Source organism: Nonomuraea sp. 10N515B, from assembly GCF_052245915.1.
GTDB lineage: Bacteria > Actinomycetota > Actinomycetes > Streptosporangiales > Streptosporangiaceae > Nonomuraea.
Genome location: NZ_JBQQBQ010000062.1, coordinates 12,188 through 38,449, shown reverse-complemented (window position 1 = coordinate 38,449; position 26,262 = coordinate 12,188). Strand labels below are relative to the sequence as shown.

The 26,262-nt window shown below is 70.8% G+C and carries 25 protein-coding genes; 12 read left to right on the top strand and 13 right to left on the bottom strand.

Translation table 11 applies throughout. The annotated features are described in order from the left end of the window. Positions 1-7: 7 nt before the first annotated feature. Positions 8-208, bottom strand: a complete 201-nt coding sequence (locus ACTWQA_RS48360) for a hypothetical protein (RefSeq protein WP_305925133.1) — start codon at positions 206-208, stop codon at positions 8-10. A 208-nt stretch (positions 209-416) separates the two neighbouring features. Next, the gene (gene gabT / locus ACTWQA_RS48355) at positions 417-1,745 is read right to left on the bottom strand and encodes a 4-aminobutyrate--2-oxoglutarate transaminase (protein WP_443165596.1); all 1,329 of its coding nucleotides are present in this window, start codon (positions 1,743-1,745) and stop codon (positions 417-419) included. A gap of 113 nt (positions 1,746-1,858) precedes the next feature. On the opposite strand from gabT, the gene ACTWQA_RS48350 reads away from it, so the two are divergent. Continuing rightward, positions 1,859-3,493, top strand: coding sequence for a PucR family transcriptional regulator (locus ACTWQA_RS48350; protein ID WP_443165595.1), 1,635 nt, complete (start codon positions 1,859-1,861; stop codon positions 3,491-3,493). Here the strand turns inward: ACTWQA_RS48350 and ACTWQA_RS48345 are convergent. Then, positions 3,450-4,073: a TetR/AcrR family transcriptional regulator gene (locus tag ACTWQA_RS48345; protein WP_327584704.1), complete on the bottom strand. Its 624-nt coding sequence runs from the start codon at positions 4,071-4,073 to the stop codon at positions 3,450-3,452. The genes ACTWQA_RS48350 and ACTWQA_RS48345 overlap by 44 nt on opposite strands. Before the next feature lie 291 nt (positions 4,074-4,364). Between ACTWQA_RS48345 and ACTWQA_RS48340 the strand changes: the two genes are divergently transcribed. Further along, on the top strand, positions 4,365-5,792 hold the full coding sequence (locus ACTWQA_RS48340; protein ID WP_443165594.1) for an aldehyde dehydrogenase family protein: 1,428 nt from the start codon (positions 4,365-4,367) through the stop codon (positions 5,790-5,792). Positions 5,793-5,811: 19 nt separating this feature from the next. Here ACTWQA_RS48340 and ACTWQA_RS48335 read toward each other — a convergent pair whose 3' ends face one another. Both ACTWQA_RS48335 and ACTWQA_RS48330 read right to left on the bottom strand, forming a co-directional pair. Beyond that, positions 5,812-6,936 carry a trypsin-like serine peptidase gene (locus tag ACTWQA_RS48335; protein WP_443165593.1) on the bottom strand — a complete coding sequence of 375 codons (1,125 nt, stop codon included), beginning with the start codon at positions 6,934-6,936 and terminating at the stop codon, positions 5,812-5,814. A 55-nt stretch (positions 6,937-6,991) separates the two neighbouring features. After that, positions 6,992-7,987: a trypsin-like serine peptidase gene (locus ACTWQA_RS48330; protein ID WP_443165592.1), complete on the bottom strand. Its 996-nt coding sequence runs from the start codon at positions 7,985-7,987 to the stop codon at positions 6,992-6,994. Positions 7,988-8,258: 271 nt separating this feature from the next. Between ACTWQA_RS48330 and dxr the strand changes: the two genes are divergently transcribed. From dxr to ACTWQA_RS48310, 4 genes are all read left to right on the top strand, one after another. After that, on the top strand, positions 8,259-9,374 hold the full coding sequence (dxr, locus tag ACTWQA_RS48325) for a 1-deoxy-D-xylulose-5-phosphate reductoisomerase (protein ID WP_443165608.1): 1,116 nt from the start codon (positions 8,259-8,261) through the stop codon (positions 9,372-9,374). Between the two features lie 39 nt (positions 9,375-9,413). Next, entirely contained in the window at positions 9,414-10,577 is a 1,164-nt protein-coding gene (gene ispG / locus ACTWQA_RS48320) for a flavodoxin-dependent (E)-4-hydroxy-3-methylbut-2-enyl-diphosphate synthase (protein ID WP_443165591.1), read from the top strand. A 195-nt stretch (positions 10,578-10,772) separates the two neighbouring features. Next, positions 10,773-12,335, top strand: coding sequence for an alpha/beta hydrolase (locus ACTWQA_RS48315; protein WP_443165590.1), 1,563 nt, complete (start codon positions 10,773-10,775; stop codon positions 12,333-12,335). A 72-nt stretch (positions 12,336-12,407) separates the two neighbouring features. Next, a complete protein-coding gene (locus ACTWQA_RS48310; protein WP_443165607.1) occupies positions 12,408-13,250 on the top strand; it encodes a GNAT family N-acetyltransferase in 843 nt (280 codons plus the stop codon). Here ACTWQA_RS48310 and ACTWQA_RS48305 read toward each other — a convergent pair. From ACTWQA_RS48305 to ACTWQA_RS48295, 3 genes are read right to left on the bottom strand one after another with little or no spacing between them, the layout of a single operon-like run. Further along, positions 13,247-13,624 carry a DUF3037 domain-containing protein gene (locus ACTWQA_RS48305; RefSeq protein WP_327584697.1) on the bottom strand — a complete coding sequence of 126 codons (378 nt, stop codon included), beginning with the start codon at positions 13,622-13,624 and terminating at the stop codon, positions 13,247-13,249. The genes ACTWQA_RS48310 and ACTWQA_RS48305 overlap by 4 nt on opposite strands. Then, positions 13,621-14,433, bottom strand: coding sequence for a HipA family kinase (locus ACTWQA_RS48300; RefSeq protein ID WP_443165589.1), 813 nt, complete (start codon positions 14,431-14,433; stop codon positions 13,621-13,623). Before ACTWQA_RS48300 ends, ACTWQA_RS48305 begins: the two co-directional genes overlap by 4 nt. 21 nt (positions 14,434-14,454) lie before the next feature. Continuing rightward, positions 14,455-15,120: a hypothetical protein gene (locus ACTWQA_RS48295; RefSeq protein ID WP_443165588.1), complete on the bottom strand. Its 666-nt coding sequence runs from the start codon at positions 15,118-15,120 to the stop codon at positions 14,455-14,457. A 97-nt stretch (positions 15,121-15,217) separates the two neighbouring features. On the opposite strand from ACTWQA_RS48295, the gene ACTWQA_RS48290 reads away from it, so the two are divergent. Continuing rightward, positions 15,218-15,352, top strand: a complete 135-nt coding sequence (locus ACTWQA_RS48290; protein WP_443165587.1) for a hypothetical protein — start codon at positions 15,218-15,220, stop codon at positions 15,350-15,352. Here ACTWQA_RS48290 and ACTWQA_RS48285 read toward each other — a convergent pair. After that, entirely contained in the window at positions 15,349-15,906 is a 558-nt protein-coding gene (locus ACTWQA_RS48285; protein ID WP_443165586.1) for a hypothetical protein, read from the bottom strand. The two genes, ACTWQA_RS48290 and ACTWQA_RS48285, sit on opposite strands and share 4 nt — an antisense overlap. A 50-nt stretch (positions 15,907-15,956) precedes the next feature. Here ACTWQA_RS48285 and ACTWQA_RS48280 point away from each other — a divergent pair, with 50 nt between their 5' ends. Continuing rightward, positions 15,957-16,502 (top strand): TetR/AcrR family transcriptional regulator, encoded by a 546-nt coding sequence (locus tag ACTWQA_RS48280; protein WP_443165585.1) that lies wholly within the window; start codon positions 15,957-15,959, stop codon positions 16,500-16,502. 10 nt (positions 16,503-16,512) lie between these two features. Here ACTWQA_RS48280 and ACTWQA_RS48275 read toward each other — a convergent pair whose 3' ends face one another. Then, positions 16,513-17,382 carry a TIGR03619 family F420-dependent LLM class oxidoreductase gene (locus ACTWQA_RS48275; RefSeq protein WP_443165584.1) on the bottom strand — a complete coding sequence of 290 codons (870 nt, stop codon included), beginning with the start codon at positions 17,380-17,382 and terminating at the stop codon, positions 16,513-16,515. Beyond that, positions 17,379-18,626 carry an LLM class flavin-dependent oxidoreductase gene (locus ACTWQA_RS48270; RefSeq protein ID WP_443165583.1) on the bottom strand — a complete coding sequence of 416 codons (1,248 nt, stop codon included), beginning with the start codon at positions 18,624-18,626 and terminating at the stop codon, positions 17,379-17,381. Before ACTWQA_RS48270 ends, ACTWQA_RS48275 begins: the two co-directional genes overlap by 4 nt. An 88-nt stretch (positions 18,627-18,714) precedes the next feature. On the opposite strand from ACTWQA_RS48270, the gene ACTWQA_RS48265 reads away from it, so the two are divergent. The 3 genes from ACTWQA_RS48265 (at position 18,715) to ACTWQA_RS48255 (ending at position 23,179) form a co-directional block, all read left to right on the top strand. Beyond that, positions 18,715-19,524 (top strand): LLM class F420-dependent oxidoreductase, encoded by an 810-nt coding sequence (locus ACTWQA_RS48265; RefSeq protein ID WP_443165582.1) that lies wholly within the window; start codon positions 18,715-18,717, stop codon positions 19,522-19,524. Positions 19,525-19,545: 21 nt separating this feature from the next. Then, the gene (locus ACTWQA_RS48260) at positions 19,546-21,120 is read left to right on the top strand and encodes a protein kinase domain-containing protein (protein WP_443165581.1); all 1,575 of its coding nucleotides are present in this window, start codon (positions 19,546-19,548) and stop codon (positions 21,118-21,120) included. A 109-nt stretch (positions 21,121-21,229) separates the two neighbouring features. After that, entirely contained in the window at positions 21,230-23,179 is a 1,950-nt protein-coding gene (locus ACTWQA_RS48255; RefSeq protein WP_443165580.1) for a protein kinase domain-containing protein, read from the top strand. A 33-nt stretch (positions 23,180-23,212) separates the two neighbouring features. Here the strand turns inward: ACTWQA_RS48255 and ACTWQA_RS48250 are convergent, their stop codons facing one another. Further along, positions 23,213-24,442 (bottom strand): Gfo/Idh/MocA family protein, encoded by a 1,230-nt coding sequence (locus ACTWQA_RS48250; protein WP_443165579.1) that lies wholly within the window; start codon positions 24,440-24,442, stop codon positions 23,213-23,215. 109 nt (positions 24,443-24,551) lie between these two features. On the opposite strand from ACTWQA_RS48250, the gene ACTWQA_RS48245 reads away from it, so the two are divergent. After that, a complete protein-coding gene (locus tag ACTWQA_RS48245) occupies positions 24,552-25,649 on the top strand; it encodes an ROK family transcriptional regulator (RefSeq protein WP_443165578.1) in 1,098 nt (365 codons plus the stop codon). Here ACTWQA_RS48245 and ACTWQA_RS48240 read toward each other — a convergent pair. Further along, positions 25,646-26,167, bottom strand: a complete 522-nt coding sequence (locus ACTWQA_RS48240; protein WP_443165577.1) for a TetR/AcrR family transcriptional regulator — start codon at positions 26,165-26,167, stop codon at positions 25,646-25,648. The genes ACTWQA_RS48245 and ACTWQA_RS48240 overlap by 4 nt on opposite strands. Positions 26,168-26,262: the final 95 nt, after the last annotated feature.

The following is a 26,262-nucleotide window of genomic DNA, read 5'->3' as shown; positions in this document are numbered from 1 at the left end:
CGCCTCGCTATCGGGTCGGGAACGCCACCACCGTGGCCATCGGCGCAGGCAGCAGGGCCTCGGCGCAGTCGCCACAGGCCAGCACCGCCGAGTCGTCGGGCAGCCGCCCCACGCGTACGCGCGGTCGCGGCCACCTCTTGTGGCAGACAACACAAGCATCGCCGTCGCGCTGGGCCCAGGTCAGGCCCTCAGGGTCGAACGTCAACATATCCCGCGCCGTTCTTGTCGGACCCCAGTTCATCACGGTTCCAGAAGCCCTCGCCCATCCGTATTCCGGATCCGTTATAACCCTGACCGGGGGCGTGATCGTCCAGCTGAGCGTCAAGTCAGGGTGAATTCTCTACCCGGCTGACCGGCGTTACGCCAACAAAATCGGGCATCCAGCCGCAAGCCGGATGCCCGATAGATGGGGGTTTCTAGAGTTCGGCGATGGCCTTCTCCAGGATGCCGAGGCCTTCCTCGAGGAGGTGCTCGGGGATCACCAGAGGGGGCAGGAACCGCAGCACGTTGCCGTACGTTCCGGCGGTCAGCACCAGCAGGCCCTCGGCGTGGCAACGCTTGACGATCTCCTGTACGGCGGTCGGATTCGGCTCCTTGGTGCCGGGCTCGACCAGCTCGATCGCGATCATGGCGCCCCGGCCGCGTACGTCGCCGATGACGTCGAAGCGCTCCTGCAGCGCCTTGAGCCGGGGAAGCATGATCTCGCCGATGCGGCGGGCCTTGGCGACCAGGTCCTCCTCCTCGATGGTCTCCAGCACGCCGAGCGCGGCCTCACAGGCGAGCGGATTGCCGCCGTACGTGCCGCCGAGCCCGCCGACGTGCACCTTGTCCATGATCTCCGCCCGGCCGGTCACCGCGGCCAGCGGCAGGCCGCCCGCGATGCCCTTGGCGGTGGTGATGATGTCGGGGACCACGCCCTCGTCCTCGCAGGCGAAGAACGTGCCGGTTCTGGCGAAGCCCGTCTGGACCTCGTCGGCCACGAACACGATCCCGTTCTGCGCGCAGAAGTCCGCGATGCGCGGCAGGAAGCCCTTGGCCGGCACGATGAAGCCGCCCTCGCCGGCGATGGGCTCGATCACCACGGCGGCCACGTTCTCCGCGCCGATCTGCTTGTTGATCATATCGATGGCCTGCGCGGCGGCCTCTTCCGCGCAGTTCTCCGGCCCGCTCGGCCAGCGGAACGGGTACGCCAGCGGCACCCGGTAGACCTCCGGCGCGAACGGCCCGAAACGGTGCTTGTACGGCATGTTTTTGGCCGTCAGCGTCATCGTGAGCAGCGTGCGGCCGTGGTAACCGTGGTCGAACACCACGACGGCCGGCCTGCCGGTGGCGTGGCGGGCGATCTTGACCGCGTTCTCCACGGCCTCGGCGCCGGAGTTCACCAGGAATGTGCGCTTGTCGTGGTCGCCCGGCGTCAGCTCGTTCAGCTTCTCGCACACCTGGACGTACGACTCGTACGGAGTGACCATGAAACAGGTGTGGGTGAAGTCGGCGACCTGCCGCTGGACCCGCTCGACGACCTTGGGAGCGGCGTTGCCCACGTTCGTCACGGCGATGCCCGAGCCGAAGTCGATCAGCGAGTTCCCGTCGGCGTCCTCCACCACGCCGCCGCCGGCGCGGGTGACGAAGACCGGGAGGGTGGTGCCGATACCGGGTGGGATGGCGGCCTGCTTGCGGGCCAGCAACTCCTGGGACTTGGGGCCGGGGATGGCGGTCACGACGCGCCGCTCCTGGGGAATGCTCATGCCTTCGACGCTACGGCGGCCACCTACCTGCGCCGATACGTCGATATGTCACACTAGAGGTGGTCACCTTTGCCGGAATGGACAAACCCGTAATGCCGCCTACGCTCCAGACCGTGGTCCGTCGCATGGGCCTGCGGCTGCTGGCTGGTCCCACGTCGTTGACCGCGGTGGTGCGCTGGGTGGCGGTCAGCGAGCTCGCCGACCCGACGCCGTACCTGGAGGGCGATGAGCTGCTGCTCACGACGGGGATGCGCCTGGAAGCTGACGTATCCGGATATGTCGCCCGGCTGGTGGCGCGCGGGGTCGCCGGGCTCGGCTTCGGGGTGGGAGTCTCGCACGAAGAGGTGCCGCCCGCGCTCGTCGAGGCCGCCGACCAGGCCGGGCTGCCGCTGCTGGAAGTGCCGCGCGAGACGCCGTTCATCGCGATCGGCAAGGCGGTGAGTGAGCTGCTGGCCGCCGAGCAGTACGAGGAGATCACCCGCGCCTTCGCCGCCCAGGGCCGTCTGACGCGGGCGGCGCTCCGGCCGGAAGGCATGCACGCGGTCATCGACCGGCTGGCCAAGGAAGTCGGCGGCTGGGCGGCGCTGCTCGACGAGACCGGCGAGGTGCGCCACGCCACCCACGGCGCCCCCACGCACGCCGTCACCGCCGAGCTGACCCGCCTCCGCACGGGCCGCTCGCCGGCCCCCGAGCGCGCCGAGCCGCCGAGCGGGCGTTCCGCCGCGCCTGCCGGGACCGGCCGTCGGCTCGAGTCCGGCGAGCCTGCCGCGATGGGCCCTCGCTCCGGACCCGCTCGAACTGCCGAGCCAGGGCACGAGGTGCGATGGCCCGCCGGAGAGGGCCGGGTGCCGGCGAGTCTGGCGTTGTCGGGGCCGGGTGAGCACATTGTGGTGCAGCCGCTGGGCGGTGGGGTGCGGCCGCGCGGGTTTTTCGCCGTCGGGGCCGAGCAGCCGTTCTCGCCCGTCACCCACACGGTGATCAACGCCGCGGGATCCCTGCTCACCCTCGCGGTGGAGCAGGGCAGAACCCACCTGGCCGCCGAGCGGCGCACCCGCTCGGCGGTGCTCGCGCTGCTGCTGGCCGGCGCGGCCGACCAGGCGCACGCCGTGCTGACGGCACTCGGGGGCCGGCTGCCCGAGGCGCCGCTGCTGGTGCTCGCGGCGGACGCCGGCGCGCTCGACACGCTGGAAGCGCATGCCTTCACGGCGATCCTCGACGACGCCGCGGGCACCGGCGTCGCCACCGAGCCGATGGCCGTCGCCCTCGTGCCCGAGGCCGCGGCGGACCTGGTGGCGCTGGAGGGGCCGGTAGGCATCAGCCTGCGCTCAGGCTACGACCCCGCGTCCCTGCGAGGCGCCCTCGACCAGGCCAGACGCGCCTTGGACGCGGCCAGAAGCCGCCCGGCACCGGCGGTGCGCTTCGGCGAGCTGGCCGGTCAGGGTCTGCTCGGGCTGCTCGACCCATCGGCAGCCCAGGCGTTCTCGGCCGCGCTCCTGGCCCCCCTCACCGAGTACGGCTCCCGAGCCGATCTGGTCGAGTCGCTGCGCGCGTACCTGGACTGCAACGGCCACTGGGACGCGGCCGCCCAGCGCCTCGGCGTGCATCGGCACACGCTGCGCTACCGCATGAAACGGGTCACGGAGCTGCTCGGACGCGACCTCGACGACCCGGGCGTGCGCGCCGAGCTGTGGCTGGCGCTCCAAGCTACGGCTTCTGCACCAGGTAGCAGCAGATGGTCGCCGTGGTGACCGCCTCATAGGTGCGCCCGTCGCGCAGGTGACCGGCGCGTTCCAAACTGATCGCCCCGTGCGCCGCCGCCCACAGTGCGTCGGCGATCTTGCGGGGCTGGGTCGGCACCAGGTATCCCGCCGAGATGCAGTCGGCGATCACCCGATCGAGGATGTTCAGCGCCGCCCGCGCCAGGGTCCTGGCACGCTCGCTGGGCTCGAAGCCGGGGATGGCCCGCTCGAACATCAGGCTGTAGTAACCGGGCTCGGCCAGGCAGGCCTGCCGGTACGCCGGCCCGAGCGCGTGGAGGTGCTCCAGCGGGTTCCGCCGCTGCGGCACGGCTTCCAGGAGGCGGCGGAAGCGCTCGAACCCCTCCAGATAGAGCGCTTCCGCCAAGCCCTCCCGGTTGCCGAACATGGTGTAGATAACGGTCGTCGTGCAGCCCGCCTCGGCGGCGATCCTGCGCATGGTCAGACTGTCGGGACCGTCGGTCTCGAGGAGGTTCACCGCCACGTCGAGGAGGCGGGAACGAAGTTCGTCGTGGCTGGCGCGCTCACCCAGAAGGTAAGCGCCTTGCAGCCCCAAAGGCGCCGAGGTCATGAGACCCCCCCTGTGCCCAAGGACTTTTGTGTCCTTGTGACCTCACGCTGTTCGGTCACGGGGCCCACGCCTTTCTCAGTCGGGGGCCCACCGCGCTGGAGACCCGCACCCGATGACTTAGCCATGCCGGAGATCCCTCAAACCACTCCGCATGGTAAACATCCCGAATTAGGTCTACTTCTGTTACATCATGGGTATACCCAGGAGCTTGTACTTAACGGTGAGCGCTCATGAGGCTCTTGTGCATCGTGGTGTAATTCCCCGATCCTAGGCTTGGCATAACGTCGAGGTATGGACGTGCGTACCTTCTGGCTGGCCGGCCGCCCCGCGACCGGGGACACCGAGCTCACTGTGACCAACTCCCACGACGGCCGGGTGGTCGGGAGGCATTCCGTGCCAACTGACGCCCAGGTGGAGGAGGCCGTCGCGGCCGCCCACGCGGTGGCGCGGCAGGCCGCCGCCCTGCCCGTGCACGTACGCGCCGAGGCCCTGGCCCACGTCTCCCGCAGGATCGCGGAGCGGGCCGAGGAGATCGCCCAGCTCATCACGGCCGAGAACGGCAAACCGATCTTGTGGGCGCGCGGCGAGACCAGCCGTGCGGTCGCCACGTTCCGCTTCGCCGCCGAGGAGGCTCGCCGCTGGTCGGGCGGCGTGCAGCGGCTCGACACCGAGCCGGCCGCGACCGGCCGCCTGGCGTACGTGTCGCGGGTGCCGTACGGGCCCGTGCTGGCAATCACCCCGTTCAACTTCCCGCTGAACCTGGTCGCTCACAAGGTCGCCCCGGCCATCGCCGTCGGCGCGCCGGTCGTCATCAAGCCCGCCCCCGCCACGCCGCTGTCGGCGCTGCTGCTCGGCGAGATCCTGGCCGAGACCGACCTGCCCCCCGGGATGTTCTCGGTGCTGCCCATCGAGAACGAGCGTGCCTCCGCGCTGGTCCAGGATCCCCGCCTCCCCGTGGTGTCGTTCACCGGCTCCGCGCCCGTCGGCTACGCCATCGCCGATCAGATCCCGCGCAAGCACGTGACCCTGGAACTGGGCGGCAACGCGGCCGCCGTCGTCCTGGCCGACGCCGACCTGGACTGGGCGGCCCAGCGCATCGCTCTTTACTCCAACTACCAGGCGGGCCAGAGCTGCATCGCCGTGCAGCGCGTGATCGTCGAACAGCCGGTCTACGACGCCTTCGTCGACCGCCTCATCCCCGCCGTGACCGGCCTCGTCACCGGCGATCCCGCGGACGAGAAGACCCAGGTGGGCCCGCTGGTCTCGGAGCACGCCGCGGAGCGGGTCGAGCAGTGGGTCCAGGAGGCCGTCGCGGCCGGGGCCAAGGTCCTGGCGGGCGGCACCCGGGAAGGCGCCGTGATCGCGCCAACGGTCCTGACCGACGTGCCGGACGACGCGAAGGTGGTCTGCGAGGAGGTCTTCGGCCCCGTCATGATCCTCCAGCCCGCCGCCTCGGTCGACGAGGCGTACGCGATGGTCAACGACTCCAAGTACGGCCTGCAGGCCGGGGTGTTCACCCGGTCGCTGGACGCCGCGTTCCAGGCGAACCGGGAACTGGAGGTGGGCGGCGTCATCATCGGCGACGTGCCGTCGTACCGGGCCGACCAGATGCCGTACGGCGGGGTGAAGGACTCGGGCATCGGCCGCGAGGGGTTGCACTCGGCCATGGAGGACCTGACGTACGAGAAGGTCATGGTCCTGACCGGCCTGACGCTGTGACCTCCTCGGCCAGGGCGGGTTATGCGCGTTGTGCCGTGTCGAAGAGGGTCTTGGCGGCCTCGCCCAGGTAAGGCCCGTACATGGTGCGCGGGTCGTCGCTGTACTTGAAGCTGCTCAGCGACGTGATCGTGCCCTTGCCGGTGCCGGTGTCGAATCCGGTCATCCAGGGCCCGCCGCTCGAGCCCGCCGTCATGTCGCAGCCGAGGCCCTGGTCGCGGGTCTGGCCATGCGGGTCGTCCCGCAGTCGGCCGGCGCAGTAGACCAGATGGCCGCCGTTGTACGGAGGGTCGGCGGGGTAGCCGAAGCCGAACGCCTGGCCGCCGCGCGGCGCGTTGAACGCGATCTCCTGCGTGCCCACCGCGTCGGCCACGTGCGTGCCGCCGGACGTGGCCAGCGCCACCATGGCGACGTCGTAGTTGTCGTCCGCCGCGTGCGACCACCGCTCGGCGACGAACATGCGGCGGGCGGCGTATCGGCCGTACGGGTGCTCGCCACCGGTCCCGTAGCCGGGGACGAACGTCCAGTTCGCGGCCCACTGGCCGACGCCGTCCTTGACGCAGTGGCCGGCGGTGATCACGACGTCCCTGTTGGCGCTCGTGACCGTGCTGGCCGAGCAGACGAAGTCGGCGCCGCCCACCGTCATGAACACCCGCCCCGTGGTCCTGGTCACGGCGCCGCCGGTGATCCAGCGTGCGCCGATCGTGTTCGCCTCCGGCCTGGCCGCCGGTTGACGGCTCAGCTGACGGCCCAGGTGATGGCCCAGTTGATGGCTCGGCATGGGCAGCTTTGAGGCGACCGCCCGCGGGAAGGCCGGGGCGCCGATCAGGTGCCGCGTGGTCCTGCTCAGGGCCGCCCCGCCGGGCAGCCCGCGCAGCAGGCGCCGGCCGTCCGTCACGAGGCCGAGCAGGTCGATCGGCAGCGCTTGGGCCATGCGCTGCGGCGTCCAGTAGGCGAGCACGCGCTGCTGCTCGGCGGCGGTGCGGGCGGCGACGTGCTCGACTACCCGGGTGCGCTCAAGGGTGGGGACGGGCGAGGTCACAAGGCCGTCGTCCTGCCGTGGGCCGGGAGCCGCGCCGAGGAGCGCGGGTCCCATCAGCCCCGCCAGGAGCGGGGCGGCCACCAGCAGGGGGGTGCTCAGGGTCATGCCCCCCGAGTGTGCACCACAACGTGTGTTCTTGTGACTACTTTCGGTGAATCGATCAAAGTGCGCCAGTGGTTTGCGCCGCTTGGTAGACCGCCTGGGCCTCATTCCCGAAATAGGGGCCGAACATCCAGTTGGTGGCGAAGTTGTATTTGAAGCTGTTGACCGAATTGACGGTGCCGAGCCCGGTGGACTCGTTGAAACTCTGCATCCATGGACCGCCGCTCGAACCGCCCGTCATGTTACAGGTCAGGCCGAGATCGTCGGACATCAGGAAGTCGTCGAAAGTGCGGCCGCTGCAGTAGACGAGCTTCGAACCGTCGTACGGGGCCGCAGCCGGGTAGCCGAAGGCGTACATCTGCTGCCGTCTTTGCTGGTTGAAGGCCACCCCCTGGCCGCCCACGACGTCGACCAGCGTCTTGCCGTCGAGCGGTGCCACCACGGCGGCGGCCAGGTCGAAGTTGATGTCCTCCCTGGCGTTCCATTGCTGCGTGGTCAGCAACTTGGTGGCGGCCCAGGTGCCGAAGGGGCGGTTGCCCTTGTCGTAGCCCGGCACGAACACCCAGTTCGTGTGGAAGGCGCCGTTCAGCTTCACGCAGTGGCCCGCGGTGATGACCACGCTCTTGTTCGCGCTGGTCACCGCCGACCCCGAGCACGAGGCGTTGCGACCTTGCGTGGTGAAGAAGATCCGCCCGGTGGTCTTCACCACCGCGCCGCCACTGGTCCACGGCTCACCGCCGCTCCTGGCCACCTGCAACACCTGGCCACTCCCGGACGCGTTGGTGGGCGCCGCCGACCACGGTGCGCCCTCGGCCGCCGTGGCGAGCTTCATGCCCTTCTTGGGACCCGGGGCGGCCAGCGGCTCGGCCGACTCCATTTTCTGCTCGGTCCAGTACCCGAGGACCTGCCGCTGCTCGGACGCCGAGTCCGCGGCCGCGTGCTGGGCGGGCTTGGGCCGCAGGTGGACGTTGGCCTGGGCCGCTGTCGCGGGGAGCAAAACGGCGCTTCCCGTGGCGAGGGCGAGGGTGGAAAGCAGGGCGACTCTGCGGTGCATTACGTACCTCCCGAAACCGGACTTGGGGTTGGAAGGTAGCGGCCTCAATATCCAGATTTCTCAAGATTCGCGCATACCGATATAGCGATATTCCGGCGTAAATCGACTCCGTTATCTCGCGTCACATACGTAAGCGGATTTCGGTACGTCCGCCACCCGGTGCTCGGCCGCCCTCCGCAGCGGGGACAATGGACGCGTGCATGCACACACCCTCCGCTCCGTCGTCCTGCTCGGCTCCACCGGTTCGATCGGCACTCAGGCCCTCGATGTCATGGCCGCCAACCCCGGCGGCTTCAAGGTCGCGGCGCTGGCGGCCGGAGGTGGCCGGGTCGAGCTGCTGGCCCGGCAGGCCGCCGAGTTCGGCGTCGAGGCGGTGGCGGTGGCGGACGAGGCGGCCGTGCCCGCGCTGAAGGAGGCGCTGGCCGCGCACGGCGCCAGGCCTGAGGTGTTCGGCGGCCACGACGGGGTCGCGCGGGTGGCGGCGTGGCCGTGCGACACGGTGCTCAACGGCATCACCGGCGCGCTCGGGCTGACCTCCACGCTCGTCGCACTCGAAGCGGGCAGGACGCTGGCCCTGGCCAACAAGGAGTCCCTGATCATCGGTGGGCCGCTGGTGAAGCGGCTGGCCAAGCCCGGTCAGTTGCTGCCGGTCGACTCCGAGCACTCGGCGCTGCAGCAGTGCCTGTGGGCCTCGGGGCCCGGCGCGTACGACCCGGACAGTGTCCGCCGGCTCGTGGTGACCGCCAGCGGCGGGCCGTTCCGGGGCATGAGGCGCGAGGAGATGGCCGACGTCACCCCCGAGATGGCGCTGGCCCACCCCACCTGGTCCATGGGGCCGGTGATCACCATCAACTCCGCGACGCTGGTCAACAAGGGGCTCGAGGTGATCGAGGCGCATCTGCTGTTCGACCTGGACTTCGACCGGATCGAGGTGGTGGTGCACCCGCAGTCGATCATCCACTCCATGGTCGAATACGTGGACGGCTCGACCATGGCGCAGGCCAGCCCGCCCGACATGCGCCTGCCGATCGCGCTCGCGCTCGGACACCCGCACCGCGTGCCCGGCGCGGCCCTGGCCATCGACTGGAGCAAGGCGCACACGTGGACGTTCGAGCCGCTGGACGACGTGGCCTTCCCGGCGGTGGCGCTGGCCCGGCACGTCGGCACCGAAGGCGGCACCGCGCCCGCCGTCTACAACGCGGCCAACGAGGCGTGTGTGGAGGCGTTCACGCGTGGCGGGTTGCCGTTCCCGGCGATCGTCGACACCGTGGCCAAGGTCGTCGAGGAGCATTCCGTGACCCCGGCGGACTCGGTGGACGAGGTGCTGGCCGCCGACTCGTGGGCCCGTGCCCGTGCGGCCGAACTCACAGCCGGGCAGTCCCGCTAGCTACATAAACTTGAAACCGTCGTCACAGTAAGGGTTGATATGTCTTCCGTAGCTCTCGGCATCCCGACCGTCCGCCCCAAGCCGCTCGCCGATCGCCGCCACTCCCGCCAGATCATGGTCGGCACCGTGCCCGTGGGCGGCGACGCGCCCGTCTCGGTGCAGTCGATGACGACCACGGTGACCGCCGACGTCAACGCCACGTTGCAGCAGATCGCGGAGCTGACGGCGTCGGGCTGCCAGATCGTCCGCGTGGCCGTGCCGTCCCAGGATGACGCGGACGCGCTGCCGATCATCGCGAAGAAGTCCCAGATCCCCGTCATCGCGGACATCCATTTCCAGCCGAAGTACGTCTTCGCCGCCATCGAAGCGGGCTGCGCGGCTGTCCGGGTCAACCCCGGAAATATCAAGAAATTCGACGACAAGGTGGGCGAGATCGCCCGCGCTGCCGCCGACCACGGCGTCCCCATCCGGATCGGCGTCAACGCCGGTTCCCTTGACCCCCGCCTGCTCCAGAAGTACGGCAAGGCCACGCCCGAGGCGCTGGTGGAGTCGGCGCTGTGGGAGTGCTCGCTGTTCGAGGAGCACGACTTCCGCGACATCAAGATCTCGGTCAAGCACAACGACCCCGTTGTTATGATCAACGCCTACCGCCTGCTGGCCGCCAAGTGCGACTACCCGCTGCACCTGGGCGTCACCGAGGCGGGGCCGGCCTTCCAGGGCACGATCAAGTCCGCCGTGGCCTTCGGCGCCTTGCTGGCCGAGGGCATCGGCGACACGATCCGCGTCTCGCTCTCCGCGCCCCCGGTCGAGGAGGTCAAGGTCGGCGCCCAGATCCTGGAGTCGCTCGGACTGCGCGAACGCGGCCTGGAGATCGTCTCCTGCCCGTCGTGCGGCCGCGCCCAGGTGGACGTCTACACGCTGGCCGAGCAGGTCCAGGCCGGCCTGGAGGGCATGAAGGTCCCGCTCCGGGTGGCCGTGATGGGCTGCGTGGTCAACGGCCCCGGCGAGGCCCGCGAGGCGGACCTCGGGGTGGCTTCGGGCAACGGCAAGGGGCAGATCTTCGTCAAGGGCGAGGTCATCAAGACCGTGCCCGAGTCGCAGATCGTGGAGACCCTGATCGAGGAAGCGCTGCGGCTGGCCGAAGAGATGGGCGTCGAGGTCGACCTCGACGACGACTCCGGTCCCGTGGTTTCGGTCAGCTGATCAGGTCGGGATGAGCCGGACCCTGCGGCCTGCGTCGCCGGTGTCGTCGTAGCGCTACTCTTTGCCACGAGCCGATTACAGATTGGCAAGTATTTCCCCATACCCAGCGTCACGGCCCAGTCGCTCAGAGAGCATCGCAAGGCCTATGACGTGTGAGGGGGCCGGGTGAAGCGGGTAGTTAGGGTTGTCGCCGGTATGGCGGTGCTCATCGCAGGGGTCGCGATCTCCGGCGGCGGGGCGCCGGCCATCGCCGCCAGACAGGCGCCGGTGGCCTGGGGGGCCTGTCCGGCGGTGGCGGGGAAGCCGGTGAACGCGAGCATCGAGTGCGCCACGGTCCGGGTGCCGCTCGACTACGGCGAGCCCATGGGGCAGTCGATCAAGGTGGCGATCAACAGGATCAAGGCCAAGGTGTCGCGTGACGCCAACCACCTCGGCACGCTGCTGATCAACCCCGGCGGTCCCGGGGCGTCGGGGCGGAGCATGACCGCGTACGTGGCCGCGACGCTGCCCGCCAAGGTGAGCGAACGCTACGACATCGTGGGGTTCGATCCGCGCGGCGTCGGCGGCAGTGAGCCTTCGCTGCACTGCATGGACCCGGAGGTCCACTACAAGGCCCCGAGACCGGACGCGGTCCCGCGCACGCTGAGCGAGGAGCGTGCGCTGCTGGGCAGAGCCTCCGACTACGCCACCCGCTGCGGTCACTTCTGGTCCTGGCTGCTGCCGCACCTGACCACGGAGAACTCGGCCAGGGACATGGACACGATCCGCGCCGCCCTCGGCGAGGAGAAGATCAGCTACTTGGGCTACTCGTACGGCACCTACCTGGGCGCCGTCTACGCCACGCTCTTCCCGCACCGGGTCAAGCGCCTGGTCATGGACAGCATCGTGGACCCGACCGGTGTCTGGTACAAGGCGAACCTGGCCCAGGACGAGGCCTTCGAACGCCGGCACCGCCAGTTCCTCGCCTGGACGGCCAAGCACCACTCCACCTACAAGCTGGGCGCCACGCCCACGCAGACGTCGTTCGCCTACTACGCGATGCGCACGCGGCTGCGGGAACGTCCGGCGGGCGGGGTCGTGGGCCCGAGCGAGCTCGACGACACCTTCACCGTCGCCGGGTACAGCGACCGGGTATGGCCCCTCTTCGCCCAGGCGTGGTCGTCCTACGTGCGCCAGGGCGACGTGAAGGGCCTGGTCGACATCTACACCAAGCACGGCAAGAACGACTCCACCAAGGAGAACGGCTACGCCGTCTACCTCGGCGTCCAGTGCCGCGATGCCACCTGGCCGCGCCAATGGGAGACGTGGCGGACCGACATGACGGCGATGCATCGCCAGGCGCCGTTCATGACCTGGCCGAACGCCTGGTTCAACGCCCCCTGCGCCTTCTGGCCGGTCCCCGGCGGGAAGCCGGTCCGGGTGCAGGGCTCGTCGCAGCTGCCGCCCATTCTCATGCTCCAGACCCGTGGCGACGCCGCGACCCCGTATACGGGGGCTCTGCGGATGCGCACGCTCTTCCCCAGCGCGCGCATGGTGGTCGACAAGGGCGGCAACCATGGGGCGTCGCTGGCGGGTAACCAGTGTGTGGACCGGCATCTGGCGGCGTACCTGCGGGACGGGTCCGTGCCGCCGCGTGACGCGGTCTGCGACCCGCTGCCCCCGCCCCGTGCGGCGGCGGCCGCCCGCATGGCGGCGCAGGCGCCGGCTCAGCACCACGAGCTCCTGGGGGTGCTCACGGGGGTGCTTGGAGCACGATGACGTCAAGAAAGGGTTACCGTGAGGAGCGCGTGATGAGCTAATCGGTAACCCTTCGCGTAGTCTGACCGTGTGATGCTGCGTACATCGGCGTCGCGTGTGCTTGACGACAGCGACCGGGACGAGGTTCTCGCCCTTTTGGACACCGATCCGGTCGCCAACGTCTTCGTCTCCTCCAGAGTGCGCGCCGTCGGACTCAATCCGGCGCGGCTCGGCGGGCAGATGTGGGGATTCGGGCCGCGCGGTGGCCTCGTGTCACTCTGCTACGCGGGGGCCAACATGGTGCCGGTCAGCGCCGGTCCCGAGGCGGTGCACGCGTTCGCCGACCGTGCCCGGAAACAGGGGCGTCGCTGCTCGTCCATCGTGGGTCCGGTGGATGCGGTCTCCCTGCTGTGGGAGCGGCTCGAGCCCTACTGGGGCCGGGCCAGGGCGATCCGCTGGGCGCAGCCGGTCATGGCCACCTCGCGCAAACCGCCGGTGCCCGCCGACCCGCTCGTCCGGCGGGTGCGGCCGGAGGAGTTCGACATCCTGCTGCCGGCGTGCGTGGCCATGTTCACCGAGGAAGTCGGCGTCTCGCCCAACCTCGGCGACGGCGGCGCGCTCTACCGCACCAGGGTCGCCGAGCTGATCAGGATCGGCCGGTCCTACGCGCGCATCGACAACGGGAAGGTCGTGTTCAAGGCGGAAGTGGGGGCAGTCACGCCGCAGGCCTGCCAGATCCAGGGCGTGTGGGTGGACCCGGAGCTGCGCGGCAGGGGGCACGCGGTGGCGGGCATGGCCGCCGTGGTCGAGGCCGCCTTGCAGTGCTTCGCCCCGGTGGTGACCCTCTACGTCAACGACTACAACCACTCGGCGCGAGCGGTCTACCGCAAGGTCGGCTTCGTCGAAGTGGACACCTTCATGTCCGTGCTCTTTTAGAGACGTACGAGCTTGTCGAACAGCCGGGCCAGCTCCGTGTCCGGATCCGCGGTGAGGCCCGCGTGCACCGGACCCGCCTGCACGATCGTGCTGCGAGGCGCCGTCAGCCAGCGGAACCTGCCCCCCAGCGACTCCGACTCCAGCGGTCCGGCCTCCTCGCCGCAGGCCCGTTCGTACGCGCCGAGCGCCCGGCGTACCGCGTCCACGTCGGCCGTCGGGTCGAGCGCGCGCAACCGGGCCGGATCCAGCTCCACCCGCGCGCACAGGTAGCCGCGCGGCTGGCAGTAGAGCAGCACGCCCGCGTTGATCTGCTCACCCCGCTCCACCTTGGGGATCACGCGGATGACCGCGTACTCGTACACGTCCCTGGTCACCGGGCGCCTCCCCGCCAGAACTCGCCGACGGACCCCGGCCCGGACTGCCGCGTGGCCTGCTCTCCGCCGCGCACCAGCCACTCGCGCGGCCCGTGCGCCCGCCGCACCAGATGATCGACGTACGCCTCCCGCACCGCCTGCGGGTCGTCGAATCCCGGCTCTTCGTCGAGCCATTCGTCCGGCACCAGAGCCGTCACGGTCTCCAGCAGCTCGCGCGTGATCTTCCCCGCCAGGTCGGCGCCCGCGGCCGCCACGTCGCCGGCGAACGGGGCGAGCACGTGGTCACCGGCGTCGAACGGGCGCTGCGGATCGGCCGTGGGCCAGTTGTGATGGAACCAGAGCGACGCGCCGTGGTCGATCAGCCAGGTCTCGCGGTGCCAGACCAGCAGGTTGGGGTTGCGCCAGCTCCGGTCGATATTGTGAATGAGGCCGTCGAACCACACCACCCGCGCCGCGAACACCGGGTCCGCCGTCCACGCCAGCGGATCGAACCCCAGCGCGCCCGGCAGGAAATCCACCGCCAGGTTGAGCCCGGTGCTGGCCTTGAGCAGGTCCTGGACCTCCTCGTCCGGCTCCCGGATGCCGAGCTGCGGGTCGAGGTCGATGAGCTTGAGCTCGGGGGTCTTGAGCCCGAGCCGGCGGGCGAGCTCGCCGGCGATGATCTCGGCGACCAGCACCCTGCGGCCCTGACCCGCCTCACGGAACTTCACGACGTAGGTGCCCAGGTCGTCGGCCTCGACGACGCCGGGCAGCGACCCGCCCTCCCGCAGCGGGGTCACATAACGGGTGGCTGCGATCTTATCCAGCACGACACGAGGTTATCGCCCACCTCAGGGGGTGGGCCGCGGGGGCCGGGATTGGGCGAAGGGGTGGAGCCCCACGTTGGCCCCTTCACCCCGTCCCGGGCTCATACTGTGGACGGCGTCCCCGACCAGCGTGACGGCCGGCTCCTCCTCCCAAGGCTCCACCCGGTGCGCCGAGTAGACCTGCAGGACGAACGTCGCCTCGACCTCCGCCTCCCGCACGATGCGCTGGACCCCTTCGTGCCACCCCCGCGCCGTGTCCCTGGCCAGCCGGTGCAGCTCTGCGGGCGGCATGCCGTCGGGCCGGGGGCCGGGCACGCTCGCCGTCCAGGAGAAATACCCGGGGAGGTCCGTGATCTGCGCACCGGGAGCGTGCCGGGCGACGGCCTCGGGCACGGGGGTGAGTGTCCGGCAAGTGGCGATGGAGACGGCCCGGCCGTCCGGGGCGATGACCCGGTTGAAGGAGTCGACCAGCTCCGAGGGCGTATCGGCCAGTAGCTCGGGCGTGATCCAGGTCCTGCCGTAAAGCACCCAGTTGAGCTCGTCCACCACGGCCTCGGGCAGAAGCTGGGCCCGCACCCGCGAGCGGGCACCCTCGGCCCCCACGAGCAGATCCCCGTCCACACTCTGCCCACCGCCGAAGTGAGCGCGGACCCAGCCGTCATCGAGCCGCTCGTACCTCTGATAGTCCATCCGAAACGCACACAATCCTCCAGCCCGGTCATGAGGATCTCCCTCCGCGGACCGGCGTTCGATCGTCATCGAGCTGACGGACGACGGGCACGCGCTGGTGCCCCGGCTGCCGCCGGTCTTCGGGAAGATCAGTCGCCAGGTCTTCGCGGGGTTCTCGCCGGAGGAGGTCGCGCAGGTGACGGACATGCTGCGGCGCATCATGAAGAATCTCGCCGATGGGCCGGACGCCTAGGGTGCTTGGGTGGCGCGGGCGCGGACGGCGGACAGGATGATGTGGCGGACCAGGCCGCTGCCGAGACGGATCACCGCCCAATATCGCAGGAACGCCCGTCGTGCGGCCGGGCTCGTGGCCAGGACGCGGGTCTCGGTCACCAGCCGCACTCGCCCGGAGCCCGCCTCCTCCAGCACGAAGCTGAACGTCCCCTTCGCGTAGCCCGGGCGGTCGAAGGCGTCGAAGTCACCGGCGGTCGTGATGGACGGCGTGTCCTCGGCGCGGCCCAGGCGCCACCACTGGCCGACCGTGCCCAGGACCACCTCGCGGCCCGGGTCCTCGGCCAGGAGCGTGAAGGCGGACATGCCGGGATGGGGCCGGCCGCCGCGTGACCGCGAGACCAGCGCGCGGGCGGCGAAGAGCGGCTTGGCGAGGCGGACGTCCGACGGTCGCAGGTGGGTGAGGGCGTCCCAGACGCGCTCGCGCGGGGCATTGATCACGATGGAGTGACGTTCGGCGGCGTCGGGGCGGGGGATGAGCCGGTCGGCGAGCTGGGACATGGCCACCTCTTCCATACGGATGCGTATGGTGCTGACTATACGGTGCCGTATGGCAGGCTGGGCGGGTGGGCCGGTTGAACGCGGATGACTGGGCGCGGGCCGCGCTGGACGCGCTGGCGGAAGGCGGGCTCGCCGCCGTCGCCGTCGAGCCGGTGGCCGTGCGGCTGGGTGTGTCGAAAGGCAGCTTCTACTGGCACTTCGCCAACCGGCATGCGCTGGTGGAGGCGGCGCTGTGGCGCTGGGAGGCCGAGACCGAGGAGATCATCGCCGGGCTGGAGGCGGTGCGTGATCCGGTGGCGCGCATGCGGATGCTGCTCGAAGGCGCCCTGGGGAGCGGGCGGGACGCGGCCGTCTCGTTCCGGCTGATCAGCGAGGCCGACGATCCAGTGGTGGGGGCGGTGGTGCGGCGGGTGAGCGAGCGGCGGCTGGCGTATATGCAGGCCACGTTGGAGGAAGCCGGGCAGCCGCCGGGGGAGGCCCGCCGGCGGGTGCTGGCCGGGTACGGCGGCTACCTGGGGCTCGCGGCGCTGGCCCGCGTCGGGGTGGTGGCGGAGCCGCCTCTCGACCTGGTTGACACGCTCATGGCCGAGCTCGGCCTCCCGCCGGCCTGACCCCGCAGCGTCAGAGCTTGGCGATGACCTCCTCGGCGAAGCGTTCCATGGTGGCGATCTTGAGCTCGAGTGTGCCCTCGCCGTACCGTGCCTTCTCCTCCGGGGTGGCCAGCCACCACGGGGCGGCCAGCGTGCCGGTCACGCCTTTGGCGGCGAAATGACGGTAGGTTTCCGCGTCCGGCAGCACGGCGAGCGGCGCGATGATGTCGAACGGCCCCGTCCTGCCGTTCTCGTCGAGGTGCCGGCGCAGCGTGTCGAGCACGGGGTCGAGCTGCTCCTCCGTGTAGATGCGGTTGCCGATCCAGCCGTCGCCGGCGCGGGCCGCCCGCCGCAGGGCCGCCTCGCTGTCGCCGCCCACGTACACCGGGATGCGTTGAGAAGGAGTCGGCGAGATCGACAGGGGCGGGAGGCCGTCCAGGCTGACCGTCTCGCCGGCCCAGAGCGAGCGCAGCACGGGGAGCATGGCGTCCAGCCGCCGCCCCCGCGTGTGGAAGTCCTGTCCTGTGGCGACGAACTCCTCCTTGCACCACCCCACGCCCACTCCGAACGTCACCCGGTCGCGGGACAACACCGCCGCCGTGGACACTTGCTTCGCCACGGTGAGCAGGTCGCGGACGGGGGCGATGTAGACGTTCGGCGAGAAACGCAGGGACGTGGTGACCGCCGCCATCGCCCCGATCGTCACCCACACGTCCGGCCAGTGCGTCGTGGCGTCCCAGCGCGGCCGTCCCGACCGCGAGTAGGGGTACGGTGTGGCGAAGTCGGCGTAGAAGAGGTGGTCCGACAGCGTCAACGTGTCGAACCCGCACCGCTCGGCCGCCCGGGCCAGCTCCACGAACTGGCCGGCGTCGACGAACGAGGCCCCCAGCCAGATCTTCATCGAAACTCCGGGGCGACCTTGGTGGCGAACAGCTCAAGGTTGCGCTTGACCGTGTCGAGCGGCAGCACGCCCTGCTGCCCCTGCATGTAGAGCCCGAACCACTCCAGGTCCGGCATCCGGTCGAGCATGCGCTGGATGCCGCGCTTGATGTCGTCGGGCGTGCCGAACAGGGCCATCTCGACGTCGTTCATGCGCTTGGCGTCGCCCTTCTCCGGGGAGATCGGCTTGTGCTTCTCGTCCTCCTTCTTCCGCAGCACCTCCAGATATCCGAAGGGGCCGAAGAAGGCGGCGAAGTCCTTGGGGATGCTGCGGCCGAAGGTGTTGATCGCCTGCTCGGTGGTGTCCGCGATCCCGACGATCTTCAGGATGCCGGTGTGCTCGCCCAGCTTGTAGTGGCGGCCCTGCTTGGCGGACTCCTCCTGGTAGAGCTTGGCCTTGGCGGCGTGGTCGTCCGGGTTGGGGGTGAACATCCACGGCAGGATGTTCTCCTGCGCGGCCCTGATGACCGACCGGTCGGAGATCGTGAAGGGCTGCCACAGCTCGGGGTGCGGGTTCTGGTACGGCCGCGGGCAGACCGACACGGCCACGACCTTGCCCTCCTCGTCGAGCTCGGCAGGCGCGCCGAAGGTCCGGGTCCACTCCTGGGCGGGCCAGCCCTCGATGCCCTCGTACGGGTAGGGCACCTGATAGTCGAGCACGTCGGACTTGTACCGCAGGGTCTCCTCGGTCCACGCCAGCTTCATGATCTTCAGCACTTCGCCGAAGACGTCGAAGTTACGGGTGTCGGACGCCGAGCCGTCCGAGCGGGCGGCGGCGGCGTGCCAGCGCTGGCCCAGGACGTTCATCCAGCGGTTCTGGTAACCACGTGCCACGCCCAGCCGCAGCCGTCCCTTGCTGAACTGGTCGAGCAGCGCGACGTCCTCGGCCGCCCTGATCGGGTCCCACGCGGGCAGCACCAGGCCGAGCGGCGCGAGCAGGATCCGCTCCGTACGCGCGGCGAGGTCGGTGAGGAACATCAGTGGATTGACGGAGAACTCCATGCCCTCGGAGTGGAAGTGGTGCTCGGTCATCATCAGCGCGTCGAACCCGATCTGGTCGGCGTGGACGGCGATCTCCCGGACCTCGTGCAGCAGCCTCTGGTACGACTCCGTGTCCCGCCCGATCGGGCGCTTGGCCTTGGCGTTCTCCTCGGCTGCATATCCAGAGCCTGGAATCTGCGGATTCAGGAAGATGGAAAACTTCACCGGGGACCTCTTTCCGCGGACGGTTCCTCTGCAAGCTACTCTGGAAATCTTAGCCGAGCAATCGCTTGGTTAACTACGAGGAGGGCGCATGAGACTGGGCGTCACGATGTTCGCCACGGATCTGGCCATGCCGATCTACGAGCTCGCCAGGGCGGCCGAGGAACGCGGTTTCGACTCCCTCTGGCTGCCCGAGCACACCCACATCCCGGTCTCGCGCCGCACGCCGCCCGCCGCCGGGCAGGACGAGCTGCCCGAGGAGTACAAGCGCACGCTCGACCCCCTGGTCGCACTCTCGTTCGCCGCCGCCGCGACCCGCCGGCTGCGCGTCGGCACCGGCATCCTGCTGGCCGCCCAGCGCGATCCCATCGTGACCGCCAAGGCCATCGCCACGCTGGACCACCTGTCGGGCGGGCGGGTCGCGGTCGGCGTCGGCTTCGGCTGGAACGTGGAGGAGATCGAGAACCACGGCGTCCCGTACGCCCGCCGCCGCGAAGTGGCCAGGCGCAACGTGCTGGCGATGCGGGCACTCTGGCGCGACGAGGTGGCCTCCTTCGACGGCTTCGAGCCGTCCTGGTGCTGGCCGAAGCCGATCAGCGGCCCGCCGGTCTACGTGGGCGGCGCCGCGGGGCCGAAGCTGTTCGCCCACGTCGCCGAGTACGCCGACGGCTGGATGCCGATCGGCGGCGCCGGCATCAAGGCCGCGCTGCCGGCGTTGCGCGAGGCGTGCGAGAAGGCGGAGCGGCCGATGGCCGAGGTGATCCCGTTCGGCACGCGGCCGACCAGGGAGAAGCTCGACTACTTCGCCGGGCTCGGGATCCAGGAGGCGGTTGCCACGTTGCCCAGTGGCCAGGCCGACACCGTGCTGCCTCTGCTGGATGATTACGCGCAACTGATCTAAGGGACGGCATAATGCCGAAATATGTCCGAGCTACGAACCGATGACCCACGTCAGCTTGGGGCGTACCGGTTGTCGCGCAGGCTCGGTCAGGGCGGCCAGGGCGTCGTCTACCTCGGCCATTCGCCGCAGGGGGCGCAGGTCGCGATCAAGCTGCTGCACGCCAGCCTGTCCGGTGACCCCGACATGCGCCGCCGATTCCTGGGAGAGGTGGAGGCGGTGCGGCGGGTGGCCGCGTTCTGCACGGCCCAGCTGCTCGACGCCGACCTCGAAGGAGACCGGCCCTATCTGGTCAGCGAGTACGTCGAGGGGCCGTCGCTCCAGCAACACGTGCTCGCCAAGGGGCCGCGGCAGGGCGGATCCCTGGAACGCCTGGCCATCGGCACCGCCACCGCGCTCGGCGCCATCCACCGGGCCGGCGTCGTGCACCGGGACTTCAAGCCGGGCAACGTGCTGCTCGGGCTCGACGGGCCGCGGGTGATCGATTTCGGGGTGTCCCGGCTGGTCACCACCACTACCGCGACCACCAGCCAGATCCCCGTCGGGACGCCGGCGTACCTGCCGCCCGAGCGCATCAAGGGCGAGCCCGCCGGGCCGGCCGCCGACCTGTGGGCGTGGGGGCTGACCGTCGCGTACACCGCGACCGGGCGGCACTCGTACACGGCGGACACCTATCAGGAGGTCCTGGCCAGGATCCTGTACGGGAAGCCGCACCTGGGGCCGCTGAGCGGGCGGCTGCGCGAGATCGTGGAGGCGTGCCTGGCGCCCGAGCCGGGGGACCGGCCGGACGCCGAGGAAGTGCTGCGGTGGTTGCTGGGGCAGGACGCGGCAGGCGAGGACGTGCTGTCGTCGGGCGCGATGGCCGCCCTCCCGCGCTCCACCCCCACGCTCCCGGCCTCCGGCCCCACCCCCACGCTCCCGGCCTCCGGCCCCACCCCCACGCTCCCGGCCTCCGGCCCCGCGCCCGCGGCCTCCGGACCCGCGCCCGCAGCCTCCGGCACCGGACCCGCGCCCGCAGCCTCCGGCACCGGACCCGTGTCCACAGCCTCCGGCAGCGGGCTGTCCGCGGCCGTCGGCTCGGTGACGGGTGGGCTGGGCGCGGGGGTCACCACCACAGGGGGATCGGTCACGGACCCCGATCCGACCACCAGCTTCCCCACGGTCGCCCGCACCTCGCCGCAGCCGGAGCGCCCCCGCCGGCGGCCCCGGGCCTGGCAGATGGGGGTGGCGGCGGCTGGGCTGGCCATGGGGGTGGCCGGCTTCGTGTTCTGGCAGCGCGGTGCGCAGGGGCCCGGGCTGGAGGGGACGTGGACGGGCTCGGCCGAGCATTTCACCGCCCAGCGGGTCTTCCCCGTCGAGCTGCGCCTGGGCGACGACGGCGGGAACATGCGGTGGGGGGCCGACCTGCACTGCTCGGGGCGGCTGGGGCGAACGGGGACCGGGATGGTGTTCGCGCTCGATCAGGTCGTGGGCGAGGAATGTTATCCGGGCACGTTGCGCATGTTCCCGACGTCGTACGCCGACCAGATGGCCATCAAGGTGACGCGCCAAGGTAAGGACGAAGTGACGTATTCGGGCACGGTCACCCGTACCTCTTGACCCGCTGTATCACGGTCAGGCCGCGATTGCCCTGAGCACCGTTGACTGGTGGCAATCCGTTGCTTTCAGTAGAGAGCGGAAGTGGGGTGGCGGCGAGGGGAGGCGCCCCGTGCCAACGGCACAGCCGCTCAGAACGGGGGACCCGCAGCGACTCGGAGAGTACGCGCTTTCCGGGCGTCTGGGCGAGGGTGGTCAAGGCGCGGTGTTCCTCGGTTCGCGGGGCGGGGAGACGTACGCGGTCAAGCTGCTGCACGGACCGGTGGGCGACGAGCGGGCGGCGTTCTTACGGGAAGTCGAGCTGGCCAAGTATGTGGCGAGGTTCTGCACGGCCCAGGTGATCGACGCTGGGTTCGACGAGGGCCGGCCGTACATCGTGAGCGAATACGTCGATGGGCCGTCGCTGGCCAGGGAGGTCGCGCTGACCGGGCCGCGACGCGGCGGAGCGCTGGAGCGGCTGGCGGTCAGTACCGCGACCGCGATCACGGCCATCCACCGCGCGGGCATCGTCCATCGGGACTTCAAGCCCCAGAACGTGTTGCTCGGGCCGGACGGGCCGCGGGTGATCGACTTCGGCCTGGCCAGGGCGCTGGACGCGGCGGCCACGGTGAGCGGCAGGGGCGTGGGGACGCCTGCCTACATGGCGCCGGAGCAGATCACGGCGTCGGCCGTCACGGGCCAGGCGGATGTGTTCTCGTGGGGTGCGACGATGTGCTTCGCGGCCAACGCGACGGCGCCGTTCGGGCAGGACTCGGTGGCGCCGGTGCTGCACCGCATCCTGACGGCGCCGCCCGAGCTGGGGCTGCTGGAGGGGCGGCTGCGGCGGCTGGTGGAGTCCTGCCTGGACAAGGACGCCAGGAACCGGCCGACCAGCAGGGAGTTGCTGTTCGAGCTGCTGGGGGAGTCGGAGGAGTTGCCGGCCGAGGTGCTCGGCACGCCGCCGCCGCACATCCTGCGGCTCACCCCGCCCCTGGTCCCCGAGCCCCGGACTCCCGTCGCCGAACCGGAGGCCACCGGGCTGCCGGGAGGCTACTTGTTGCCGGGCCGGACCATGGGCGCTCAGTCCTCGGACCCGGCGACGGCATCCGGGCCCGGCCCCGCGTCCGCTTCCGGGGCGGGCGACGACGGCGTGCGGACCGTTGACACGGAGGGCCATGACAGGAGGAGGTGGCCCCGGGCCGCCGTCGCCGTCTGCGCTGCCCTCCTGGTGACCGCGGCCGTGCTGTTCGCCCTGGTCGTCCCCAACCTGAACAAGAACGAGCCCGCCGCACAGGTGGCGAGACCGGCCCCGCCCGCGCAATCGGAACCCGCGCCGTCCACGCCCTCCGCCGAGAAGTCCTCCCCCGCCAAACCCAAGGAAACGCAGGAGGCCCGCAAGCCGCCTGTCGACTCCTCAGTGGCGCCGCCGGTGACCGTCCCCGTCCCGCCCCTGGCCGGGCTGGATCGTGCCAAGGCGATCAAAGCCATCAAACAGGCGGGACTGGTGGCCGGGACGGTGACCCAGGCCGACTCGCCGCAGAAGATCGGCCAGGTGCTGAGCAGTAAACCCGCCTCCGGCTCGGCCGTGCCCAAGGGCAGCACTGTCACGCTCCAGGTGTCGGCGGGGCTGGCCGTGCCCTCCGTCGCCGGCCTTCAGCGCAGGGCCGCCGAATCCGCCCTGACCGGCGCCGGCCTCGCCGTCGGCACCGTCACCCGTGCCTGCTCCGACCAGCCGAACGGGCAGGTGCTCAGCACGCAACCCCAGGCCGGGAAGCGGGTGGCAGGCGGCACCCCGGTCGCGCTCACGGTGGCTCGCAGGGGCGCCGCCGTACCGTCCGTCGTGGGCAAGAGCCGGGAGGAAGGGCAGGGTGCGCTGGCGGCGGCCGGGTTCCGGGCGCGGTTCCAGGGCCGGGTCGTGGAGGACGAGTCACGTGTGGGGATGGTCCTCAGCCAGAGCGTCCCGCCGGGCACCTGCGCGGCGCCGGGAACCTCGGTGCTGATCGTCGTCGGGCTCCAGGGCCAGTCGGGCCCCGACCCCACGGAGCCGTCGGAAGGCCCGACCGGCGCCATCTCCGGCCAGTGACGGCCCTGCCGCGCAGCATGTGCGGGCGTGCCTTCATCGGGGGGTTCCTTCCAGGGATACGGTTTCGCCGTGCAGCCGCGACCTCTCGGCGGCCCAGGCGATGAGGTGGCTGTGCAGGCTCTCGGCCGGTGAGGAGAGGATCGGCGCGCGGTCTCTCGTGGCGACCGCGGTCAGGAACGCCTCCACCAGCGCCTCATCACCGCCCCCATGGCCGCCCCTGGCCGTCGCGTCCCCTGTGGGGCGGGTCTCGACGATCTCGGACCGGCCGGTGACGAAGTCGAAGACATTCAGGCGGTCGCCGTCGCCCTCGATCCACCCTCGGGTGCCGAAGATCCGCGTCTGCCGGTGCAGCGCAGGGGTGAAGGCCGTCATGGTGAACGACGCGGTCGCGCCGCCCTCGAACTCCATGTTCACCACCTGGTGGTCGACCACGTCGTTGTCGCAGGCGTACACGCACCTGCCGTACGGGCCGGTCCTGAGCGCCGCCAGCACTCCCTCTTCCGTGACGTCGTCGGTGAGCACCGATAGCGGCCACACCGCGCGCCCGGTCAGCGGCAGGTAGATGCGCTTGGCGGAGTACGGGCAGCCGGGCTCGACCACGCAGTCCAGGCAGCGGTCGGCCGCGCCGGCGGGCCGGTTCTCCGGGCGGAAGTGCTGGAGCCCGCCGAACGAGGAGACGCGGGTGACCTGCTTGCCGGTCAGGTGGACCAGCCAGTCGAGGTCGTGGCAGGACTTGGCGAGCAGCATGAACGTGGATTCGTCCGTACGCCGCCAGTTGCCCCGCACGTACGAGTGCGCCTGGTGCCACCACCCGACCGGCTCCAGGTGCTGGATGCTGACGATCTCGCCGATCCGGCCGGCGTCGAGCAGCGCCTTCAACGCCCGTGTGTACGGCGTGTAGCGCAGCACGTGGCAGACCGCGAAGACCGCGCCGGAGCGCTCGGCGGCCGCGACGATCGCCCGGCAGTCGTCCTCGGAGACCGCCATCGGCTTCTCCAGCAGGATGTCGTAGCCGAGCTCGGCGAGGCGGACCGCGGGCTCGACGTGGTCGCGGTCCTGGGTGGCGATGATCACCGCGTCCGCCTGGCGGGGCAGCGCGGCCAGCTCGCGCCAGTCCGCGTACTGCACGGCCTCGGGGAACCGTTCGCGCCGGCTGTCCAGCGGATCGGCCACGGCGACCACGCGGGCCCGGCCGGTGTCTACGGCGTGGCGGGCGTAGCCGGTCCCCCGAAAGCCCGCGCCGACCACGGCGAGAGTCACCATTGCGCCTCCACTTATGTAACCAATTCACGTATGTCGGTCGATGCTAGGATCCTGGCTGATAGACGTCAATGGACAGCTATGAGGCAGTTATGAGAAAGGGTCTCATAAGTTGACCGAGCTCCGGCCGGGTGACGCGTCGCTGCTGCGCAAGGTGAACACCCAGGTCACGCTCAGGGCCCTGCGGCGCGAGGGCGTGGCCACGCTGACGCAGCTCGGCCGCGTCACCGGGCTGTCCAGGCAGACGGTGGAGGCGGTGCTCGACGAGCTGAGCGAGCGCGGCTTCGTCAAGGAGGTGCCGCCCGACGAGGGCGTGATGGGGCGGCCCGCGCGGCGGTTCGGGTTCCGGGCGGACGCCGGCTACGTGGTGGGCGTGGATGTCGGCGGCGACGGCATCGTCGCGGCGCTGGCCGATCTCAGCGGCGAGGTGATCGCCTGGCAGCGGGCGGGCGTCTCCGGCGACGCCGCCGCGCACGAGCGGCTGGAGGCGGCCCGGCGCACGGCGCTGACGTGCGTGGACAGCGCGGGCGTGGCACGCAAGCACGTGTGGGCGGTGGCGGCGGGGACTTCGGGCATCGTGGACCGCACCGGCCGGGTGTCACTGTCGATCACGTTGCCCGGCTGGACCGGGGTGGACCTGGCGGGGCTGGCCGGGCGCTGGTTCGGCGGCACCGCGCTGGCCGCCAACGACGCCAACCTCGCGGCCCTGGCCGAGCACTGGCGCGGCAGCGCGCAGCATGCCTCCGACGTCGTGTACGTGCTGATCGGCCACCGGGCGGGCGCCGGCATCCTGATCGGCGGCCGCCTGCATCCCGGGCGCAGCGGGGCGGCGGGCGAGATCGGCACGCTGCGCCAGGTCGGGTGGGAGGACGCCGCCCGCGAGCTGGTCAAGGACGCCTCGGCGGCGGAGGTGTTCGAGGCGGCGCTGCGGGGTGAGCGGGACGCCGTGTGCCGGGTGGACCGCTACGCGGAGAATCTCGCGATCGGCGCCTCGGCGCTCGTCCTGGCCATCGACCCGGACCTGCTGGTGCTCGGCGGCGGCTACTCGCGCGCCGGCGACGTGCTGCTCGAACCGCTCCGCCGGCACCTGGCCGAGCTGTGCGTGAGCGCGCCCGAGGTGGTCGCGTCCACCTTCGGGGACGAAGGGGTGGCCTTGGGTGCGGTACGCCTCGCACTCGACCACGTCGAGCGGGAGATCCTCGGCCTTTAGAAGGCGTGGCAGGACTCGAGGAGCACGGCGCGCACCTGGTCCTCGGGCAGGTCCATGGTCTTGACCACGCCCCACAGCAGCGCGCCGAGCAGCGCCCAGCTCTTGAGCCGGACGTCCGGGCCGGGATCGTCGCCCACGAGCTTGGCGTGGATCTCGTCCCTGAACGTCCTGACCGTATCCCGCTTCGAGCCCGGCGAGACGGAGTCGTCGGCGGACAGGTCCTCCATGAACAGGCGGATCACCGAGCGGTAGCGCACCGCGAACGAGACCAGGGCCTCGACGAAGTCGTCCCGGGTCGCGTGGTCGGCGCCGAGGAGCTGGAGCATGTCGTCCGCCGCCGGCGAGAGCAGCTCGGCGGCCAGGCGGTCCTTCGGGTGGAAGTGGTAGGCGACGGCGGTCTTGGTCAGGCCGACGGCGGCGGCGATGTCGGCCAGGGACGTGGCCGCGTAGCCGCGCTCGGCGAACAGCTCTCTGGCCGCGGCCAGGATGCGGCTGCGGGTGTCGTCGGCTGTGGTCATCGTCTCATTTTCCCGCCGGGTACGCGTTCTGTAACATCCGCGGCTTATCGTATGTCCTGTACGACCGTACAGGACGGCCGTCGAGTGGGGGCTGA

What these genes read in the sequence shown, in the direction of transcription:
- dxr (WP_443165608.1), top strand. Translation starts at nt 8,259, where the DNA reads ATGGCCGCCAACCCCGGCGGCTTCAAGGTCGCGGCGCTGGCGGCCGGA.
- ACTWQA_RS48295 (WP_443165588.1), bottom strand. Translation starts at nt 15,120, where the DNA reads ATGGACTATCAGAGGTACGAGCGGCTCGATGACGGCTGGGTCCGCGCT.
- ACTWQA_RS48310 (WP_443165607.1), top strand. Translation starts at nt 12,408, where the DNA reads ATGCTGCGTACATCGGCGTCGCGTGTGCTTGACGACAGCGACCGGGAC.
- ACTWQA_RS48315 (WP_443165590.1), top strand. Translation starts at nt 10,773, where the DNA reads ATGGCGGTGCTCATCGCAGGGGTCGCGATCTCCGGCGGCGGGGCGCCG.
- ACTWQA_RS48330 (WP_443165592.1), bottom strand. Translation starts at nt 7,987, where the DNA reads ATGCACCGCAGAGTCGCCCTGCTTTCCACCCTCGCCCTCGCCACGGGA.
- ACTWQA_RS48285 (WP_443165586.1), bottom strand. Translation starts at nt 15,906, where the DNA reads ATGGAAGAGGTGGCCATGTCCCAGCTCGCCGACCGGCTCATCCCCCGC.
- ACTWQA_RS48335 (WP_443165593.1), bottom strand. Translation starts at nt 6,936, where the DNA reads ATGACCCTGAGCACCCCCCTGCTGGTGGCCGCCCCGCTCCTGGCGGGG.
- ACTWQA_RS48345 (WP_327584704.1), bottom strand. Translation starts at nt 4,073, where the DNA reads ATGACCTCGGCGCCTTTGGGGCTGCAAGGCGCTTACCTTCTGGGTGAG.
- ACTWQA_RS48265 (WP_443165582.1), top strand. Translation starts at nt 18,715, where the DNA reads ATGAGACTGGGCGTCACGATGTTCGCCACGGATCTGGCCATGCCGATC.
- ACTWQA_RS48275 (WP_443165584.1), bottom strand. Translation starts at nt 17,382, where the DNA reads ATGAAGATCTGGCTGGGGGCCTCGTTCGTCGACGCCGGCCAGTTCGTG.
- ACTWQA_RS48240 (WP_443165577.1), bottom strand. Translation starts at nt 26,167, where the DNA reads ATGACCACAGCCGACGACACCCGCAGCCGCATCCTGGCCGCGGCCAGA.
- ACTWQA_RS48260 (WP_443165581.1), top strand. Translation starts at nt 19,546, where the DNA reads ATGTCCGAGCTACGAACCGATGACCCACGTCAGCTTGGGGCGTACCGG.
- ACTWQA_RS48360 (WP_305925133.1), bottom strand. Translation starts at nt 208, where the DNA reads ATGTTGACGTTCGACCCTGAGGGCCTGACCTGGGCCCAGCGCGACGGC.
- ACTWQA_RS48250 (WP_443165579.1), bottom strand. Translation starts at nt 24,442, where the DNA reads ATGGTGACTCTCGCCGTGGTCGGCGCGGGCTTTCGGGGGACCGGCTAC.
- gabT (WP_443165596.1), bottom strand. Translation starts at nt 1,745, where the DNA reads ATGAGCATTCCCCAGGAGCGGCGCGTCGTGACCGCCATCCCCGGCCCC.
- ispG (WP_443165591.1), top strand. Translation starts at nt 9,414, where the DNA reads ATGTCTTCCGTAGCTCTCGGCATCCCGACCGTCCGCCCCAAGCCGCTC.
- ACTWQA_RS48340 (WP_443165594.1), top strand. Translation starts at nt 4,365, where the DNA reads ATGGACGTGCGTACCTTCTGGCTGGCCGGCCGCCCCGCGACCGGGGAC.